The sequence below is a fragment of the Roseobacter sp. HKCCD6576-2 genome, assembly GCF_013179285.1.
Lineage (GTDB): Bacteria > Pseudomonadota > Alphaproteobacteria > Rhodobacterales > Rhodobacteraceae > Rhodophyticola > Rhodophyticola oceani.
The window spans coordinates 114,411-132,201 of record NZ_WVNW01000004.1 but is presented as its reverse complement, the minus strand read 5'-3'; the positions used below and the strand labels follow the sequence as shown (position 1 = coordinate 132,201).

Genomic DNA, 17,791 nt, shown 5'->3' with positions numbered 1-17,791 from the left:
TCGAGCGGCTAAATCGCATTGGTCGGAGCCGCCGATTGTGGCGGTTGACGCATTCGACGTGTGAGATAAGAAAATCAAAACCTGAACGGCCATCACCACAACAACTGGCAAAGGGCATCTGCGGTTTCCCCACGAAGGAATGAGGCGCATTCTGAGGGCTCGCAATTCTTGCAAGGCGGTCGATGGAGACCAGATTAGGCTGAACAGTTTACCAATCCGTTAGTCAGCCGAGGAAAGCGTGGGCGGCGTGGTCAACGCGGCCTCTACCAGCGCACGGATAGCGGCGCTGTCGGCCACGGTTTCTTGGATCGCGCGTAGATCATTTGGGTCGGCGCTCGTCGAAGGCGAATCTTCTATAGCCACGATCTGCTCTGCAAACACGGCGTGTGGGCCGGTCGATGTCTGCGCCAGGGATTGCCAATCGCCGCGCTGCCAAAGGGATAGAACTTCGCCTTGTTCTGGATCAGAGTTGTCGGGCGCGTCGACCACCCATGCTTCGATCGGTTGACCTCTAGGTGCAATCCGGAAGGCCAGCTCCGGCAATCCGTCTCGGAGAAATCGTCCGGCAATCTCGCGGCGCAGTTGCATTGTATTGGCGAGGCGGCGCCAACGATCAGCGCGCGCCGCCGCCAAAATCATCAGTGACGCATCGTCGTTGCGCCGGAGAAAGCTGGCAAATAGGTCCGTTAAGACACTCTGCTCAAGGGGGGTGTCGTTTGTTTGATCAAGGAGGTCCAACGCCCGGCCCAACCTATCCGCCCTGGCGTTGGCGAAGACCATCTCGTGCCACAACCCGCCTTGCTCCGGCAGGTCAGAGGCTTCGCGCAAAAGAGCGTCTGCGGCGATGAGCTGTTCGATCGGAACAACACGGTTTTCATCTCGGTGCACACGGAGATAGTGGAGCATGGCGTCGGGTATCGAGCTGCTTTCGCGGTGCATCACCTCTTCAAGACTGGCGATTGCGTGATCGGGAGCGGCGGGCTGATCCAGATCCATATCCAACAAGATCTGCCGACTTTCTGTTAGTCGACCACCACGCGCAACTGCGTTGCGCACGTCTTGTGCCGTGTCGATTTCGCCGTCTTCTTGCAAGCGGCGTGCCAGTTCGGGGCCAAGAATGTCCCGGAGTTCGGGTGGCAAACGCGTGAACGCCTGAAAGACGGGTCCAAGAGTTTCCGTGCTTAGCTGTGTAGTGTTCGGATCATCTAAATAGCGCCACAACAACTCCATTCCGTTGCAGGCTGCCATCGTTTCGATTGGCGAAAAGGCTGACCCAGGCTCCTCATTCAGGTACCGGGCAATTGCCAACTCCGTTTCCGGTGCTGATGGCAGTTGGTGCAACCAAAACATCGCTTCGGCACCAAAGCCATAATAGATGTAAAAACGCGCCAAATCGATGACAGCGTCTGGGATGAGTTGATCGCGATCATCATAGATCTGTGCGCGGAGCCAGCCGATCTCTTGCTCAAATCCCAGACCGTTAGACCAGGTCGAAATCGCCAACTCGGTTTCTGGATCGCAAGACAGCGGAGGTTGGGCAGATATAGCTGCGCCCAGTCCTTGCCGGATTGTGTCAAATGCGGTTTCAGCCCTTAGCGCGATACCAGGCGTTGCCGGGCCGGGGTCGGTGGTGCCGATCGCCGGAGGCATGAACTCCTCTTCGAGATTTGATGCGTTTGCCCGGTCCGAGGCAGCCTGCTCAACTGTCGTCGATTGAAGCGGATCTCCGGCTGACAAGGGTTGTCCAGGCGCTGCTTCGAGAAGGCCGGTGGCGAGGGCGCGGGCCATTTGCTCAGCGAGGTGATCTGCGGCGTTATTGAGCGCTGCACCATCTATCTCCGGCGGGTTTGTTGCGGCAGGTGGCGGCAACTCTTCGGTACTCAAGCTCAACTGTGGCCTGTCAAAGGGGCTCGGAAGACCGACCGGCTCGGCGGCCCTCCGCGGAATTGGGCGCTGATCCTCGATGGTCGGACGGAAGATTGGTCGCATTGCTCGGGGTGTTGACCTTGTATTGACGGTGTCGCGGTCCGCGATATCGATGACGAGAAATCGGTCTCGGAAGCGAAACAGACGAACCTCGCAATCACAGGCGAGGCTTAGCTCAAGCCCATCCGATTGACCGATATCGACCAGACGGTTCCGAGGGATGCGCGTAAAGACGTCGCTTAGGTCATAGTTTTGAATCGGCGGGGTAAAGGTCAACTTGTGACGTCGATCTTGTTGCTCGTGCACCCAGCTTCGCTCTGCACCTATTGGAACAACCAAGCGAGTAAACTCGTCATGTTCACCGGAGCGGATCACGACCGCTTGACCCATCGCATGATTTGGCAACACCCAAAGCAGCGCAATGATCAGCGCAAAACGAGTCATGCCGCCGCCGGTTGTTTTAGAGATTTTAGCGATTTTTCAAGATCGTTGAACGCTGGCCGGATGTGGGTTGGCGTGTTCTGGCGCCCCACCTCGATGCAGATATTGGTGGCATGGTTGAACAGATTGGCGACCAAGACTTCCCGTATCAGAGCATAGAAATGATGATCTTCTTCAACAACTGTCTTAAGCCGCGTCGCAAACGGCCCCACAAATCCATAGGATAAGAATACCCCAAGAAAGGTCCCGACCAGGGCGCCACCGATCATTCCGCCGAGGATTTGCGGCGGCTGATCAATCGAGCTCATCGTTTTGATCACGCCCAATACCGCAGCGACGATGCCCAGTGCAGGAAGCGCATCAGCCACGGTTTGCATCGCATGCGCTGGATGCATTGCGTGTTGCAGTCTGTTCTCGAGCCGCTTCTCCAATACTTCTTCGACCTGGTGCGGGTCGTCATAGTTCATGGACGCGGATCGCAGCGTATCGCAGATCAAATCGGTTGCTTCTTGATCTGCCAGAATGCGCGGATAGCGACCAAAAATCTCCGACGCATCGGGAGCTTCGATATGTTCCTCTAGAGCGACCGTGTTCTGACGGCCGAGACGGATCAATTCGAAAAGGAGGCACAAAAGCTCCCGATAATCATCAGATCGCCAATGCGGCCCCCTGAAGACTTTAGAGATATCTTTCAGGGTGTGTTTCGCGCCGGAGCCATTGTTGGCGATGATGAAGGCGCCAACGGCCGCTCCACCAATCATCGTCAACTCATAGGGGAGCGACTGCAATATGACGGAGATTTTGCCACCCGCCGCCATATAGCCACCGAACACGGTCACAAACACGATGAGAATACCGATCAAACCAATCATGCAGTGCGCCTCATGTGATAGGGTTTTCTCCGTTTTCGGGGAGAAGGTTTAATTTTCCGTGGGCACCGGCTCCGAAAAACGAGGTGCAGTGGCGTTTCGCGTCGCAAGGAGAACGGAGATCGAATAAGCGGTCTCAGGCGGTAACTCGGCCAGTATTGCGGCACCTGCCTCAGGGCGCATTCGCGACAGAAAGCCCGCAGCGAAGCTGACGTCCATTTGCTCGAAGAGCGGGGCAGCGCTTTCGGGATCCATGGTCTCATACAACTGCGTAAGCTGCTGCAGATCTGTTTCTGCCGCGCTGTCCGACATGGCAAGAAGTGCCTGCAATCGTGCTTCGGTCTCTTCCAGGGCCGCCAGCCGATCCTCGATGAGGGCGCGTGCCGCGATGACGGCCTGCTCACGCCCGTCAAGCTCTGCCTCGCGCGCGTCGAGAAATTCAGCCCTTTCCCGGATCATGGCTAACGCCTCCTCGACGGGGGCCGTCATCGGGCAGTTCATCTCGGCATCTACGATGGCAATCGGCGAGGCACCTGAATCCAGTGTCGACGCCCATGCCACTTCCAGCGTGCCAAGACGCAGAACACCTGACAACCCGAATGCGCCGCAGAGTAAGAGCAGCAGGCTTCGCCGCCGCCAACGCTTCTCGCCTCTCGTTTTTCGAACGCTCATTGCTGAGCTTCCGCTATTTCTGCGTCAGCATGGCAAAGAGTCGGGTGTTCTTGAGTGTCTTGCTCCGTCAGCTGCGGGGCCGGCGTGCTAAAGAGCGGTGTTGGAATTGCCGCCGACTGAGAAGAGTCTTGGGTCTCGTCATCTGCCAGATCTAGATCATCTATCTTGGTTGTGATTGTGTCATCGCCGCGCAACGCGGGTCCTGGTGCCAGGACCGGATCGGCGAGGTCATGACAGGCGGCGATCATCGTCTCCAGATTATCGGCGATGCCGCGAGCCTGATGCGTCAAACTCTCCATGCGAGCCGCGGCAATATCGGAGTCGGACTTAGTGGCCTCAAGGACTCTGTTCATGTCGTCGACTTGCGCCGATAGAACAGCGATCGCACCGCCGAGACCCTTATCAATACTGTTTAGATTGCTCACGCGTCGGGAGAGCACAAAACAATAAACCGCCGCGCCGAGCGCAGCCGCCACCATCAACATATCCGCCAAAAAAGTCAGAGCCATATCCATCAGTTCACCACAAATTGCGTTATCAGAAGATCACGGACGCGGCCCTCGCCGGTGACGATTTGCACGCGGCGCAGCATCTGGGCCCGTAATCGAAGCAAGCTGGTCGGCTCGCTCAGTTCGTCGATCTCCACGACGCGGAGATAACTGTTCAGCACGTCAAGAACCCGTGGCGACAGGGTCATAACCTCATCGGCATAGGCCGGATCCACCTCAAGCTGTGCCGTGACGATCAGATGCTGACCGGATGATTCTGAACCTAAAGAAACGATGAGCGTCTCCAATGGAACGAACGTGACCGGCACATATTCCGCGGGCCGCATGGCCGGCTGATCGTCTTCCTCAGCTTGGGTGAACATTGCGGCCAGCGGTCCATTGGTCACGGCCCAATACCCGCCACCGCCGGCGGCGGCGGCCAAAATCAGCCCAATCAGAAACGGCATCAGCAGGCCACGTTTCTTTCGGGCCAAGGTTGAATCTGGGTCAGCTAACACGGCCATTCTGTCCGTCTCCTACAGATTTGATCTCCGTTTGTTCTAGCTCGCCTGCACTAACCGAATGTTAATCGCCGCAAGCCTATTACCCAGATCGAACGGGCCAGAATGGCGCAATGATGAGGTGACAGGTGCAACAGCTCAGTCTTTATTGGATGGCGCTGGAAACCCGGAGGAAGGCGCTTCTTCTCGGTGGGGTGGCGGCTCTGATTGTCACCCTTATTATCCTGTCGCGTTTGGCCACCGCGCCCAGCTACGTCTTGTTGTATTCGGGTCTAGAGCCGACGGCCGCGGGTGAGGTGATCGCCGCTTTGGAGGCGCGCGGTGTGCCCCATTCGGTGCGGGGTGACGCGATTTTCGTTGATCAGGCGCACCGCGATGAATTGCGCATGAGCTTGGCAGGTGAAGGTCTCCCCGCGAATGGAGCCGCCGGCTACGAACTGCTCGATTCGCTTTCAGGCTTCGGGACGACCTCGCAAATGTTTGATGCCGCCTATTGGCGGGCGAAGGAAGGTGAACTGGCCCGGACCATTCTTGCCAGCCCTCGAATTCGCGCCGCCCGCGTGCACCTGGCCAATCCTGGCAATGATCCGTTTCAAGACCGTGTGGACGTGACCGCTTCTGTGGCCATACGCCCGGCCGCCGTTGGGATCGGCTCCGGTCATGCGGAAGCCTTGCGCTATCTTGTTGCGTCTTCTGTTCCCGGCTTGTTGCCCGAGAACGTTACTGTGATTGATGCCGATAGCGGACAGCTCCTTGGTGGGGATCGCCTGGACATGCCCGGCGCCGATTCTGCGGGACGCGCTGAGGATTTGCGTCGAAATATCGGGCGCTTGCTGACGGCGCGGGTTGGTCAAGGCAACGCTGTCGTTGAGGTTAGTGTCGATCTGAACACAGCACATGAGACTTTGGTCGAACGGCGGATCGACCCCGAAAGTCGCATCATCATCGCCACGGACACCGAGGAGCGATCAAACACCGCACAAGATCGCGCGTCTGGAGCCGTGACGGTGGCCTCTAATCTGCCGGATGGGGATGCTGCTGAAGGTGAAGGAGACACGTCATCAAGTCAGAACAGCGAGAGCCGCGAGCGAGTCACTTTTGACGTCTCGGAGATGCAGCGCGAGGTTGAAACCGGCCCGGGCGGTATACGCCGGATCAGCGTTGCCGTGTTGGTCAATGGTGTGCCTCGGATCAATGAGGACGGCCTTGAAGTCATTGAGCCGCGCGGTGAACAAGAAATTGCGGCGCTTGAGCAATTGGTCCGATCGGCCATTGGGTTCGATGCAGAGCGCGGTGACCAGGTGACAATTCAATCTATGGTGTTTGAGGAGGAAGCAGCCTCCGGGGTCGGAGAGGTCAGCACCTCCAACCTTTGGACCGGATTGGATCTCGCGCGCCTTTTATATCTGGGTCTCTTGGCTGCGGTCGCTTTAGCGATTGCATTTGGTGTGGTGCGCCCGATCTTACGCGGACAGTCCGTTGCTGCGCTGGCCCGGTCGGAAACTAACAACGCTTTGCCCGATGTCGCGCCCGCTTATGCTCTCACATCATCGGCCGACGACGCAGCCCCATCTGCGCGATCCGAGCAAGCGCCTCCACAGTCGGCGACGTTGCGGTCGCAAGATGGCGAGCTTCTCCCCGACAGAATGGACCCGGCGCTGCCCGCTCCGACCGAGCCCCTGGTCGATCCGGTAGATCGCCTGAGGAAACTCATTGATGAGCGCCAAGACGAGACCGTCGAGATTTTGCGCGGTTGGATGGAAGAAGATGAGGAGCCAGCCTAATGGAACGCGCGCTAAGGCTTGAAGAATTCGGAACGCCCTCCTCCAAGGGTTTGTCTGAGGTGAAGGTAGAACTGCCGGATGCGGATTTGGAGGCGTTGAAGCTTGACGCGTTCAAAGAAGGGTATCGTAACGGGTGGGATGATTGCATCACCGCCGAAAAACAGAACAGATCCCGGATCGGTGAAGACTTGAGCCAGACGCTCAAGAATCTGACCCTCACGTATGACGACGCAAGAGCTCAAGTCCTGACTGCGTTTCAGCCCCTTTTCAACGGGATAGTTGAGCAAATGTTGCCAGCTATTGTTGCCGAAGCATTGGTGCCAACAGTCCGTGCGGAACTGGACGAAATCCTTGGTGATTTGCCTGATGGATCTTGCGAGTTGATTGCCGCCCCGTCGATCTGCCCCACATTGGAGACGTTTGTCGCCAATAGCGTCTCAGTTGATCTGACCGTCCTGCCCGACGCCTCCTATTCCGAGGGCCATGTGACGCTCCGATTCGGCACCGAACTGCGAGAGATCAACTTGGATGCTGCCAGCGCTCGTATTGCTGAGGCGATCCGCGACTTCTCCGACACAGCCACCGATCAGACTGATATCTAAGATAAGGATAGCCCAATGACCGAAACGAGTGCCGAAATTCGCAATGGGGCGCTCCGCAATGTCCCTGTTGATCTCCGCGTCTGCGTTGGTCGAGCGCGTCCGACGATCTCGGAGCTTTTGAACATGGAACGTGACGCGATCTTACCATTGGATAGTCGCATCGAGGATGAGGTGGAGGTCATCGTCGGTGATCGATTGGTGGCGACCGGCGAGTTGGTCGAACTCGAAGGCGATCAGGCGGGGCAACTCGCGATTCGTGTCACCAAGGTCGTGGATCCAGGCTATGCCGATTAAACAGCTCGTTGCTGGCCTTGTCGTAGTGGGGTCTATCGCCGCTTTCGCAGGTGGCGCCAGCGCTCAAGAAATCTCCCTCGATTTCGGAGACGGTGACTCTTTGACCGCCCGTGCTGTTCAGATTATCGCGCTGATTACAGTGCTCAGCTTAGCCCCCGGGCTTGCGATCATGATAACGTGCTTCCCTTTTGTCGTCACTGTCCTATCGATCTTGCGGCAAGCCATCGGCCTACAGCAATCACCGCCCAATATGCTGATCGTCAGCCTCGCGCTCTTCCTGACCTACTTTGTGATGGCGCCGGTTTTTCAAGAAGCCTACGCAGAAGGTATTGCCCCACTGATCGATGGGATGATTGCCCCGGAACAGGCCATCCCGTTGGCCTATGCGCCGTTTCGCCTTTTCATGGAGGCCCGTGTCGACCCGGATACCTTGCAAGGGATGATGGCGCTCCGAGAATTGCCGGTCGATACGACCCCCGACCCATCCATCCTGATCCCATCCTTCATGCTCAGCGAGGTCGAGCGCGCCTTTCAGATCGGCTTCCTCATCTTTCTTCCATTTCTCATTATAGATTTGGTCGTGGCAGCCATCTTGATGTCGATGGGGATGATGATGGTGCCGCCAGCGATTGTCTCGTTGCCCTTCAAATTGGCGTTCTTCGTCGTCGCTGATGGTTGGGTCCTCATCACGGGTGCGCTCGTGCGAAGCTATTTCTAACCAAGGAGGCTTTGATGCCGAAACTCCCTGATCCAAGTCTTGCGACGCGGTCGAGCATGGTAAAGGCCGAGAAGGCCCGCGCGCTGCTGTCACTGCTCGGACGTGATCGGTTTGAAGCACTGAGGCAAAGCGGCTTCGGTGCGCCCGAAATGGAGGCCGACGACGTCAAGAGCGCTGAGGCGCCGGATGACACTCTGGCGTGGCAAAGGAATCGGTTGATTCAGAGGCTTCGTGAACGTGGGTTGCTGGGTGGCGAACCAAGCCTGGCCGAGCCGTTGTCCACTACTGCCACGAAGATTGATCCATTAGCTACTCTGGAAACAAAAAACATCACAAAGGCGGTTAATGAGATTCGGTCACCTATGGGGGCTGAAAGCCTGGTCGCGCGGCTCGCGGCCAATCTAAACCGTTCTACCATTGCGAGCGAACATCCGGCTGTCATTGCGCATTTGCTCAAGTCTCAAAATACGGCTTTGCGTGCACAGATTCTAAGAGACTTACCGGGACCACATGCGCGCGCTGTGATGCGCTATATCGGGCTGCTTTAGCTGCCCGCCTCAACGTCCCCAGATGGGTGCCACTAAATGCGATGCTCAAGCAAACAGCAAGCCTGTGCAGATTAGCACGGCTTAATGTTTCTACGCTTGTTGGTCTTGCGTTATCTCACGATGAATTCTGCGTGAAGCGCACCTGCAGCTTGAATGCTGTTGAGGATGTCGATCATATCGCGGGGCGAAACACCAAGGGCGTTAAGGCCGGCGACTACCTCAGACAGGGATGTGCCTCCGCTGACCTCCGCGAGGCCTGTGCCAGGTTCCTCAACAAGGTCGATATTTGTGCGCGGAACAACAACAGTTTCCCCTTCCGCAAAGGGGTTTGGCTGCACCGCGATCGGACGTTCCTCTATTCGGAGGGTGAGATTACCTTGCGCCACAGCAACGCGCGAAATGCGCACATCCTCGCCCATCACGATCGTGCCGGAGCGTTGGTCGACGACAACCCGAGCCCGTGTTTCTGGTTCGACGAAAAGGTTTTCTACGCGGCTTATCATATGGGCTGGCGATTGTGCCCGCGTCGCCGCGACATTGAGTGACACCGTGCCCGCATCCAACATCACGGCCACATTGCGCCCGAAATCGGCATTGATCGCTCGTTCGATCCGCGCGGCGGTTGTAAAGTCGGGGGTCCGGAGCGCCATCCGAATGTCTTGCAGTGCCCCGAATTCGAAGTCGATTTCTCGTTCGACCCGAGCGCCTGCGGGCACCTGACCCGAGGTTGGGACACCTTGGACGACGCGACTGGCCTCGCCCTCGATTGATGCCCCACCAGAAATCACGGTCCCTTGCGCGACGGCATAAATCTCACCATCTGCGGCAGTGAGGGGAGTCATAACCAGCGTCCCACCAAGCAGACTATCGGCATCGCCGATCGCGGAGACAGTGATGTCGATCTGGCTGCCGGCGCGGGAGAACGGCGGCAGGACGGCGGTGACAAAGACGGCCGCTACATTTTGCGGTCGGAATTGTTCTCCGGTTACATTGACACCCAAGCGTTCGAGAATGTTGGCCATGATCTCTTCGGTAAATGGTGCGTTGCGAATGCCGTCTCCGGTGCCGTTGAGGCCGACCACCAAGCCATACCCGACCAGATCATTGCCACGCACGCCGTCAAACTCGACCAGGTCACGAATCCGAATGGGGGAGGCTGCGGCCTGAACCGCCAGGACCAGGACGAGGATCGCGGAGAGAACCGCGCGCATCATCTCAGAAACTCCGTTAGATTGAGGCGTGCTGTCCTTGCAGTCAGAACCAGAAGGCTCTCTAGTTGCATTTGGATTTCTTCCAATTCGGTTGCGGTGGTAGGGCGATCAACACCGACCATCCGGTTGTGCTCTATGGAGAGTGTTGTTTCGGTCGCAGCGCTGCGCACCCGTGCGATTTCAATTCTCTCTTCCGCGGTCCCAATCCGCGCGCGGGTCTCAGAGATTCCAGATTGGCTTGTCATCATCCTAGTCCCCGCTTCTTCCAGAAGGGCGCGGCGATCTGCATCTCCCCCTGGCCCGACATTGTTGCCAATCAGACCGTTCAAAGCGAAGCCGATAAGCGCTTCGCGGATCTCAGTGGATGCTGCCGAGATGTCCAGATTGATGACATCTCCGGGCGCGACAGTGAAGCTTGAGGCAGGCCCGGTTCCACCTTGATAGGCTATGGTTTCAAAACCACCCCCGGGGGCAAGAAACCAATCCTCCACGATCATGATGACGTCTTGGGCGTTGGTTGCGGCGTTGACCAAGGGTTCCAAGGCCGCAAGCATTTCCTTGCCGGTGATTAGGGCGGATTGATTTGGGGCATCGCCACTAAACAGATTGCGGCCTGAAATGCGGCTGTTCAGTGCACTAACGGCGAGGTCGAATTTGGATGCGCCATCTGCGGCAACACTGTCGATCTTGGATTGCGCACCGGTGTTTGCTGCGGTCAGCAAAGTCGGCCCGGTTTCGGTGAGTTGCTTTTGGATCGTTTCAAGTGCGGATTGCATCGCACCGGTGTGAAGGGCCGCTTCACTCGCAGCGGACTGATAGACGCGGGCAAGTTGCAATCCGCTCTCCACGTTTGCGAGATTTGCGAGATTGCCGCCAAGTGCAGCGCCTAGATCGGCCTTCTTGCCGCTACTCAACTCATGAGTGAGGCGCAGCATCTCGTTTTTGATTTCTGTGGTTCGATGGCGGAGGTGAAAGGTCTGGGCCATATCGCCGATGGATGTCAGAGTCATGATTTAAATCCTCATCAATTGGTCGAGCATCTCTTCGACGGTTTGAATTAGTTTGGCATTGGCCGCATAGGCCTGCTCAATCACCAAGAGTTCTTGCATCTCGCGATCAGTATCGACGCCGGTCTGGAGTTCGGCCTCGCGAAGTGATGTGTATTGGGTCGCTGCAAAACCTTCATCAAGCTCGGCAGACTGCCGCGCCAAAGCGGCGAGAGAGACCATATCAGCAGCGAGTGTGCCCATGCTCCGACCGGCGCCGGAAAAGCCGCCGGATTGAGTAGGCGTAACCGCTCTCAATGCATCTAACATATCGTCCAAAAGTGCGGTGTTCCCGGCGATCCCTTCGGTCGCGGCGGCAAGCCCATCACGCAAGCGCCATTCTGCACCGCCTTGATCAGGATCAACCGAGGCGTTGACTGCCAATCGCCCTGCCAAACCGACCTCGTTTGCCGCATCCACTAGGCTACCGCCATCGGTGAAGAGCCCTGGATCGCCCGCGGTGATTGTCGGATCGAGCCCAGGTGCATCAAACCGTGCGGCCAGATCGCGGGCCACGGCGTCCAATTGGGACTGGACAGTGATCGCTTTGTCATCTCGCAGGGCGAATTGGGCAGCGAGTCTGCCGCCTTGAAGCGCAGGGAACGGGCCGTCAAAATCCAGCAAACGACCGTTCATGCGAAGGCCGGAAAGCCCTGCATTGGCTAGAGTCAAGTCAGGGGCCATAACGGCTGCTCGATCAAATTCAAAGACTGCAGGACGACTATCGAGAAGGGCCAAGCCGTCGGCGCTATAAAGGGCAACCTGGCCGATGTTGTCTCGCAGCTCACGTAGAGGAATGAGGGGTGCGATCCCATCGATCAATGCCTGTTGCTGGTCCAGTAAAGCGGCATTGCCGCGTCCGCTACCCTGGTTGTTACGGATTTGGATGTTGATTTCATGGATTTGCGAAAGCGTCTCGTTCAAGAACATGATATCGCTGGCGATACCTTGGTCGGCTTGTGACCGAGCGGTTTGAACTGTGTCAGAAAGCGTGTTGAGTTTGCTAACTAGGCGCGCGGCGGTGTCGACCACCGCCGTAAGCCGCGTTTGGCTTTCGGGGCGGTTTGCCGCCGAAATCAGACTCCCCTCAAACGCCGTAAATAGAGTGGTGAGACTCGACGGGGAATCTGGTGTGCCGATCGCGGTCTCGATGCGCCGCGTGAAATTGGCCAGCACTGTATTTTGGCCGAGCGATGCGTCAGACTCCCGCCTAGCACCGATCAAAAGGGGGTTCACCTGGCGGTCCACCCCCACAATTCTGACGCCGCTGCCTTGATTGCCTGTCACCTGAGCCGCGGTCGCTAGCCTCCGGACGCCATATCCCTCTGTGGACGCATTGGCGACGTTGGACGAAACGATTTGGGCCGCACGACTGGTCGCGGTCAAACCCGACAGGGCATTTGACAGGGCGTTAGAGATGCTCATGATTTGGCCTCCGGATCAAGTTGATCAGCGCTTGATATTGGTCGTCTCTTGCAGCATCTCATCCACGGTTTGGATGACTTTGGCGTTGGATGAATAGGCCCGCTGAGTTTGGATCAACTGCGTGAGTTCACCGGCAACATCAGTGGCGGACTCTTCTCGGGTAAATCCAACAACATCGCCCGTTGGGCCCTCACCTGCATTCCAAAGGAAGAAAGGTCCGCTGGCGGAAGAGACCTGATAGGTTTGGTTGCTGCGTGAGACCAGCCCATTCGGATTGGGAACATCTACGACAGGAACCTGATAGATGACCCGTGTGAAACCGCTGTCGTAGATTGCATTCACATTGCCATTGAGGTCGACTTCGACCGTGGTCAAGTTGCCGACCGGCGAGCCATTTTTGACGACCGGGGCGCGTGCAAATGTATCGGATAGCTGTGTCAGACCGTCCGGATCACCAAGGCGGCCGATCGAGATTTCTAACGGCCCACCGGCAACGTTTACCGTGATGCTTCCGGTTGCCGGATCGTACGCGCCACCCGCGGCCGCCGCGACCAAGGCCACGGCATCCAGGTTACCGCCGTTGCCGCGCGCACTGTCAAACGTCAGCGTATATTCGCCAATCGGTGTTGCCCCGGTGGCGGAGTCGCGGATTTCCATTGTCCATTCATGTGAGGAGCCGCTGGCGGGCACCGTCGGTGTGAAAGTGATATCGAGACTCTGCGATTTCCCAAGATTGTCGAAATACTCCGCCGACATCGTCAGGACGTCGCCGGTCGCCCCGGCTTCCGTCGATGCGGCGGGCAGGTTTGCGCTCAATTCCATGCGCGTTGTCGGGTCGCCAGAGAATTGATTATTGTTAACTCGAATGGGCTCCAAACCATCAAAGGAATCCCGAGGGAAGTTGCCGACCGTGCCGTCGGATGCTGCCGGCCATCCCATCAAGACCAAACCGGTATCGGTCCGCAAGACGCCGTCCGCGTCCGGGCGGAACGATCCTGTTGTTGCCAACATGACGGGCATATTACCATTCTGGTTGTCCAATGATGTGATGGAAGTAACCGGCAACATGCCGCGCCCGCCGACGGCCAAATCGGTCGGATTGTCCGTCGTGATTAAATTGCCGCGTTGCTCAATCAAGCGGCCCACGGTGACCCGGACACCCCCGGCCGAATAGCTGCCTTGACCCTGGTTCACCACCATCGAATTGAAATCCGCGACCGCGCGTCTGTAGCCGTACGTGCCGGCATTGGAGATATTGTCAGAGATTGTGGCCAGGCGTGTGGCATTCACATTCAGGCCAGCGACGCCAGCGTTCAGCGATGAAGAAATTGTCATTTATAATGCGCCCTTCTGCTGCATTCATTGATCTTGAAACAGTTTTGGCAGGGGCGGTTTAAAGACAGGCTAACAGATAAAATCTGAGCTAGTTTCTCGACCGTCAGAGCCGATTGCGCAGCAAGATGATCTCGATCCGGTCGTTGCGGACCGCCATGGGATCGCGCGCCATCGGCTGCCGATCAGCGTGGCCTGTGACCCGATCTATTCTTGTGGTCGATAGCCCAGCGGCTTCCAGCAAGCCGCGCACCGTTTGCGCTTGCGTGATCGAACTGGTCCAACGACTTTCTCGGGCCACAATGATGGGTTCGGATCGGACATGCCCGTCAATTGCGACGTGATTGCTCACCGTATTGAAAAGGCTCACGATCACATCAGACAAATTGATCAACCAATCGGCTGGCGCGGCGGTTTGTTCATCAAAGAGCGGTGCGCCGGGGCGCGCATAAATCTCGACGATCAGGCCGACATCCGTCAATCGCGTCTGGACATGGCGCGAGGTCAACTCGGAAACCAAACTGTCGCCGCCTTGCCCCATCAGCGCGTCTTCGATCTCGGCAAGGGCCGCGTCGTCTTCGTCACGGTGGCTGACGCCAAGCAGGCCCATGCTTTGGCGGCCCTCGGTTGGGCGCAAATCTGTCGCGCCGGTGCCGTTTTGCGCCTCGGTCCGTTCAGAGAACACACTGTCGCCGCCGAAAGCGCCGTCCCCCCCGCCCGAAACGCGGGCGATTGGGACACTCGGGCTGAAGTAATCCGCAAGACCTCTGCGCTGCTGCTCCGTCGTTGCATTGAGGAGCCACATGAGCAGGAAGAACGCCATCATCGCGGTTACGAAATCCGCATAAGCCACTTTCCAAGCGCCGCCGTAGTGACCATTTTTGACGATCACTCGCTTGCGCTTGATGATGGGGCGGATGTTGTTTTGACCGGACATGGCGGCCTCGTTCTGTCGCATTGGCAGACCGATAGCGGAGAAATCTGAAAACCTGCTTAATGAGACCACCTTTGGATGTTCCCCTTTCGCCGGAGAAGCCTACTTAGATATGGCGCATTGGTTGCATCCAACTGCGAGGCCGGATTGGATGGGCGAAACGTAAGCTGCGTCGCAGCGAGAGGTCCAACTGAATGATAATCCACCCTGTTATCCTCTGCGGCGGCGCCGGTACGCGGCTTTGGCCAGTGTCACGCCGATCTTATCCAAAACAATTCGCCTCGCTCATCGCCGATGAAAGCTTGTTTCAGGCCGCAGCCCGTCGGGTTTCGGGGCCGGGATACGCGGCGCCGATTATTGTTACAGCCGAGCCATTCCGTTTCATTGCGGTTGAGCATCTGGCGTCGATCCAAGTCGCGCCCGCCGGGCTTTTACTGGAGCCTGTTCCACGAAATACAGCGCCCGCTATTCTGGCAGCGGCTTTCTGGCAGGCCGCGCGTGATCCATCGGCCCTGATGCTGGTCGTGCCATCGGATCATGCCATTCCCGACTCCAAAGCGTTTCAAGCAGCGGTCAACGCCGCACAAGAGGCGGCTTCTCAAGGGCGAATCATCACCTTTGGCATCCCCGCGACCCGCCCCGAGACCGGCTATGGCTATCTTGAGTTGGACCGGGCAGCCGATCTCGCGTCAGGCCAGCCGCACCCGCTTCTGCGTTTTGTGGAGAAGCCCAAGGTGTCGAAGGCGACGCAGATGATCGCCGAAGGAAGCTATCTGTGGAATGCCGGTATTTTCCTGGCCCGGGCTGAGACACTGATTGCGGCCTATCAAGAGCACGCGCCTGAGTTGGTTGGCGGCGTTAACGCCGCGCTTGCAACGGCGGAAACTGATCTCGGCTTTACCCGGCTCGGCGCCGATGAGTGGGAGCGGTTGCCGGATATCTCCGTCGACTATGCTGTGATGGAGAAGATGCCCAATTTGGGTGTGATGCTCTTGGACATTGGTTGGTCTGATCTCGGCGGTTGGGACGCCGTTTGGGCCGAAGCCGGGCCAGACGAGAATGGCAATGTCTGCTCCCAAAATGCCACTGCGATTGACTGTAACGATACGCTGCTTCGCGCCGACAGCGAAGGTCTTGAGGTGGTTGGCATCGGCCTAGACGATATCATTGCCGTCGCGATGTCAGATGCTGTCTTGATTGGACGGAAATCTGCGGCACAAGACGTGCGGCACGCGGTGAGCGCTCTAAAGGCGCGAGGAGCGGTGCAAGCCGAGCAATTTCCCCGCGAACATCGTCCGTGGGGCTGGTTCGAAAACCTGATAACCGGACCACGTTTTCGCGTGAAACGCATTGTCGTACATCCCGGCGGATCACTCAGCCTGCAATCACACCACCACCGCGCCGAGCACTGGGTTGTGGTGGAGGGCACCGCGAAGGTCAGTTTAGATGGCGAGACGCGATTGATCTCAGAGAACCAGTCGATCTACGTGCCCGTTGGCGCGAAACATCGGCTTGAGAATCCTGGGAAACTGCCAATGGTTCTCATCGAAGTGCAAACCGGCGGCTATCTCGGCGAAGACGACATCATTCGCTATGATGACCTCTATGCTCGGGACTGATTGGGGCCGCTTTTCCCTGAGATGCAAGGTCTTTCCCAAACCTGTCCGCCCTACGGATAGTGGCGCGTTAAGGTCTTCTTGGGCGATTGTATTGTGGCAACGTCTTTTGGGGTAAAACACCTGAAATGACTCACGCCACAAAAGGGAAATACTGGAATACTTGGTCGGAGTGAGAGGATTCGAACCTCCGACCCCTGCCTCCCGAAGACAGTGCTCTACCAGGCTGAGCTACACTCCGACCGTGCTCGGCGGGATAGCGGGGGATCGGAGGCTTTGCAAGAGGGGGATGTGTGGGTCTGGGGGATGAACAGGTTACAGAAAACGCAGGTTGGGCGGATTTTTGTAACCTATCTTTCTTCCGTTGGATGATCGGGTGCCTGTGGGCCGCGTTGACCTTTGGGCAGGAAGTTGGCCACTCGAGGGGCGGTTGGCGTTCCGGCGCGCGAGCGGGTGCGCAGGACAGGTGTTGTCCGCGATGTGTCGCCGCGGCCCTCGCGAAGCACGATGTAGATCCCCGACGCCACGATGATCGCGGTTCCGATCAAGGTGGGTTGGTCGATCCCTTCGTCGAAGAACAAAAAGCCAAAGAGGCTGGCCCAGATGATCTGCGAATACTGCATCGGGGCGACGATCACCGCTTGGCCGGTCTTATAGGCGATGATCAAACACGCGGTCGCGGTCAGCGCCATGGCGGAGATCACAGCCGAGGCGCCGATATCGACGAGCGGCATCGGTTGATAGACAAAGGGCAGTGCCGCGCCCATCAACACGAAATTCGCCATCATCGGGTAGAGGATCAGAACGACGGAGCGCTCGTCACGACCAATCTTCCGCACGATGATCGAGGCGAAGGCACTGCCAAAGGCTGCGGCAAGTGCGGCGACATGGCCAAGTTCCAGCGTCGCGGTCGTCGGTTGCAGAACGACCAACACGCCGCCCAGTCCAACGATGACCGCCAAGCCCCGCCGCCAACCAACGCTTTCGCCCAGCATCGGAATGGCCAAGAGCGTGATCAACAAAGGCGCGGCGAAGAGGATCGCATAGACCTGGGTGAGCGGGAGGGTGGAGAACGCATAGAAGGCGCAGACACCCGTGATCACCGCCGCGACCGTGCGGGCGGCGGTCCACCAGGGGTGGACTGGGCGCAGATTGCCGGGGCGTGCGTCGCGCATCAGTAGGAAGGTGACAATCGGGAAGCCGAAGAGAACGCTGAAAAACACGATCTGGAACGGCGAATAGCTGCCGCCGAGATATTTAATCACCACGTCGTGGCTGGCAAATATCCCGAAGGCAAGCAGCGCGAAAAGCGCGCCGCGCAGATTGGCGTTCTGCTCTGACATACTAGGCTTACCGATACTCTA

General features: G+C 57.8%; 17 protein-coding genes and 1 tRNA gene. 6 read left to right on the top strand and 12 right to left on the bottom strand.

The features are described 5' to 3' along the window. Positions 1–219: 219 nt before the first annotated feature. The 5 genes from GTF44_RS15380 to fliL are packed head-to-tail and all read right to left on the bottom strand — an operon-like array spanning position 220 to position 4,920. Positions 220–2,370 carry a hypothetical protein gene (locus GTF44_RS15380; RefSeq protein WP_171560214.1) on the bottom strand — a complete coding sequence of 717 codons (2,151 nt, stop codon included), beginning with the start codon at positions 2,368–2,370 and terminating at the stop codon, positions 220–222. Beyond that, positions 2,367–3,239 carry a flagellar motor stator protein MotA gene (gene motA, locus GTF44_RS15375; RefSeq protein ID WP_171560216.1) on the bottom strand — a complete coding sequence of 291 codons (873 nt, stop codon included), beginning with the start codon at positions 3,237–3,239 and terminating at the stop codon, positions 2,367–2,369. Before motA ends, GTF44_RS15380 begins: the two co-directional genes overlap by 4 nt. Before the next feature lie 48 nt (positions 3,240–3,287). Further along, positions 3,288–3,908, bottom strand: a complete 621-nt coding sequence (locus GTF44_RS15370) for a MotE family protein (protein WP_171560218.1) — start codon at positions 3,906–3,908, stop codon at positions 3,288–3,290. Further along, entirely contained in the window at positions 3,905–4,423 is a 519-nt protein-coding gene (locus GTF44_RS15365; RefSeq protein ID WP_171560219.1) for a hypothetical protein, read from the bottom strand. Before GTF44_RS15365 ends, GTF44_RS15370 begins: the two co-directional genes overlap by 4 nt. Then, positions 4,423–4,920: a flagellar basal body-associated protein FliL gene (gene fliL / locus GTF44_RS15360; protein WP_171560221.1), complete on the bottom strand. Its 498-nt coding sequence runs from the start codon at positions 4,918–4,920 to the stop codon at positions 4,423–4,425. The genes GTF44_RS15365 and fliL overlap by 1 nt, the downstream gene beginning before the upstream one ends. Before the next feature lie 125 nt (positions 4,921–5,045). Between fliL and fliF the strand changes: the two genes are divergently transcribed. The 5 genes from fliF to GTF44_RS15335 are packed head-to-tail and all read left to right on the top strand — an operon-like array spanning position 5,046 to position 8,863. Beyond that, positions 5,046–6,701, top strand: a complete 1,656-nt coding sequence (gene fliF / locus GTF44_RS15355; protein ID WP_171560223.1) for a flagellar basal-body MS-ring/collar protein FliF — start codon at positions 5,046–5,048, stop codon at positions 6,699–6,701. Beyond that, entirely contained in the window at positions 6,701–7,303 is a 603-nt protein-coding gene (locus tag GTF44_RS15350; RefSeq protein ID WP_171560225.1) for a hypothetical protein, read from the top strand. Before fliF ends, GTF44_RS15350 begins: the two co-directional genes overlap by 1 nt. Before the next feature lie 15 nt (positions 7,304–7,318). Beyond that, positions 7,319–7,597 (top strand): FliM/FliN family flagellar motor C-terminal domain-containing protein, encoded by a 279-nt coding sequence (locus tag GTF44_RS15345; protein WP_171560227.1) that lies wholly within the window; start codon positions 7,319–7,321, stop codon positions 7,595–7,597. Beyond that, positions 7,593–8,315, top strand: coding sequence for a flagellar type III secretion system pore protein FliP (fliP, locus tag GTF44_RS15340; RefSeq protein WP_367383386.1), 723 nt, complete (start codon positions 7,593–7,595; stop codon positions 8,313–8,315). The genes GTF44_RS15345 and fliP overlap by 5 nt, the downstream gene beginning before the upstream one ends. Positions 8,316–8,329: 14 nt before the next feature. Next, positions 8,330–8,863 carry a hypothetical protein gene (locus GTF44_RS15335; RefSeq protein WP_171560230.1) on the top strand — a complete coding sequence of 178 codons (534 nt, stop codon included), beginning with the start codon at positions 8,330–8,332 and terminating at the stop codon, positions 8,861–8,863. A 110-nt stretch (positions 8,864–8,973) separates the two neighbouring features. On the opposite strand, the gene GTF44_RS15330 is transcribed toward GTF44_RS15335, so the two are convergent. The 5 genes from GTF44_RS15330 to GTF44_RS15310 form a co-directional block, all read right to left on the bottom strand. After that, a complete protein-coding gene (locus GTF44_RS15330; protein ID WP_253261237.1) occupies positions 8,974–10,074 on the bottom strand; it encodes a flagellar basal body P-ring protein FlgI in 1,101 nt (366 codons plus the stop codon). Beyond that, positions 10,074–11,084 carry a flagellin gene (locus tag GTF44_RS15325; RefSeq protein WP_171560234.1) on the bottom strand — a complete coding sequence of 337 codons (1,011 nt, stop codon included), beginning with the start codon at positions 11,082–11,084 and terminating at the stop codon, positions 10,074–10,076. The genes GTF44_RS15330 and GTF44_RS15325 overlap by 1 nt, the downstream gene beginning before the upstream one ends. 3 nt (positions 11,085–11,087) lie before the next feature. After that, complete coding sequence (gene flgK / locus GTF44_RS15320) at positions 11,088–12,545, bottom strand: flagellar hook-associated protein FlgK (RefSeq protein ID WP_171560236.1); 1,458 nt, start codon at positions 12,543–12,545, stop codon at positions 11,088–11,090. A gap of 24 nt (positions 12,546–12,569) precedes the next feature. After that, positions 12,570–13,880 carry a flagellar hook protein FlgE gene (locus tag GTF44_RS15315; protein WP_171560237.1) on the bottom strand — a complete coding sequence of 437 codons (1,311 nt, stop codon included), beginning with the start codon at positions 13,878–13,880 and terminating at the stop codon, positions 12,570–12,572. Between the two features lie 103 nt (positions 13,881–13,983). Then, positions 13,984–14,814, bottom strand: coding sequence for a flagellar motor protein MotB (locus GTF44_RS15310; RefSeq protein ID WP_171560239.1), 831 nt, complete (start codon positions 14,812–14,814; stop codon positions 13,984–13,986). Positions 14,815–15,005: 191 nt separating this feature from the next. Here GTF44_RS15310 and GTF44_RS15305 point away from each other — a divergent pair, with 191 nt between their 5' ends. Next, the gene (locus tag GTF44_RS15305) at positions 15,006–16,430 is read left to right on the top strand and encodes a mannose-1-phosphate guanylyltransferase/mannose-6-phosphate isomerase (RefSeq protein WP_171560241.1); all 1,425 of its coding nucleotides are present in this window, start codon (positions 15,006–15,008) and stop codon (positions 16,428–16,430) included. A gap of 161 nt (positions 16,431–16,591) precedes the next feature. Here the strand turns inward: GTF44_RS15305 and GTF44_RS15300 are convergent. Both GTF44_RS15300 and GTF44_RS15295 read right to left on the bottom strand, forming a co-directional pair. Then, positions 16,592–16,668 (bottom strand) — tRNA-Pro (locus GTF44_RS15300). A gap of 109 nt (positions 16,669–16,777) precedes the next feature. Continuing rightward, positions 16,778–17,770, bottom strand: a complete 993-nt coding sequence (locus GTF44_RS15295) for a DMT family transporter (protein ID WP_171560244.1) — start codon at positions 17,768–17,770, stop codon at positions 16,778–16,780. Positions 17,771–17,791: the final 21 nt, after the last annotated feature.

Excerpts from the sequence above, each read along its gene's own strand:
- GTF44_RS15380 (WP_171560214.1), bottom strand. The coding sequence starts at position 2,370 with ATGACTCGTTTTGCGCTGATCATTGCGCTGCTTTGGGTGTTGCCAAAT.
- motA (WP_171560216.1), bottom strand. The coding sequence starts at position 3,239 with ATGATTGGTTTGATCGGTATTCTCATCGTGTTTGTGACCGTGTTCGGT.
- GTF44_RS15370 (WP_171560218.1), bottom strand. The coding sequence starts at position 3,908 with ATGAGCGTTCGAAAAACGAGAGGCGAGAAGCGTTGGCGGCGGCGAAGC.
- GTF44_RS15365 (WP_171560219.1), bottom strand. The coding sequence starts at position 4,423 with ATGGATATGGCTCTGACTTTTTTGGCGGATATGTTGATGGTGGCGGCT.
- fliL (WP_171560221.1), bottom strand. The coding sequence starts at position 4,920 with ATGGCCGTGTTAGCTGACCCAGATTCAACCTTGGCCCGAAAGAAACGT.
- GTF44_RS15350 (WP_171560225.1), top strand. The coding sequence starts at position 6,701 with ATGGAACGCGCGCTAAGGCTTGAAGAATTCGGAACGCCCTCCTCCAAG.
- GTF44_RS15345 (WP_171560227.1), top strand. The coding sequence starts at position 7,319 with ATGACCGAAACGAGTGCCGAAATTCGCAATGGGGCGCTCCGCAATGTC.
- GTF44_RS15335 (WP_171560230.1), top strand. The coding sequence starts at position 8,330 with ATGCCGAAACTCCCTGATCCAAGTCTTGCGACGCGGTCGAGCATGGTA.
- GTF44_RS15330 (WP_253261237.1), bottom strand. The coding sequence starts at position 10,074 with ATGCGCGCGGTTCTCTCCGCGATCCTCGTCCTGGTCCTGGCGGTTCAG.
- GTF44_RS15325 (WP_171560234.1), bottom strand. The coding sequence starts at position 11,084 with ATGACTCTGACATCCATCGGCGATATGGCCCAGACCTTTCACCTCCGC.
- flgK (WP_171560236.1), bottom strand. The coding sequence starts at position 12,545 with ATGAGCATCTCTAACGCCCTGTCAAATGCCCTGTCGGGTTTGACCGCG.
- GTF44_RS15315 (WP_171560237.1), bottom strand. The coding sequence starts at position 13,880 with ATGACAATTTCTTCATCGCTGAACGCTGGCGTCGCTGGCCTGAATGTG.
- GTF44_RS15310 (WP_171560239.1), bottom strand. The coding sequence starts at position 14,814 with ATGTCCGGTCAAAACAACATCCGCCCCATCATCAAGCGCAAGCGAGTG.
- GTF44_RS15305 (WP_171560241.1), top strand. The coding sequence starts at position 15,006 with ATGATAATCCACCCTGTTATCCTCTGCGGCGGCGCCGGTACGCGGCTT.
- GTF44_RS15295 (WP_171560244.1), bottom strand. The coding sequence starts at position 17,770 with ATGTCAGAGCAGAACGCCAATCTGCGCGGCGCGCTTTTCGCGCTGCTT.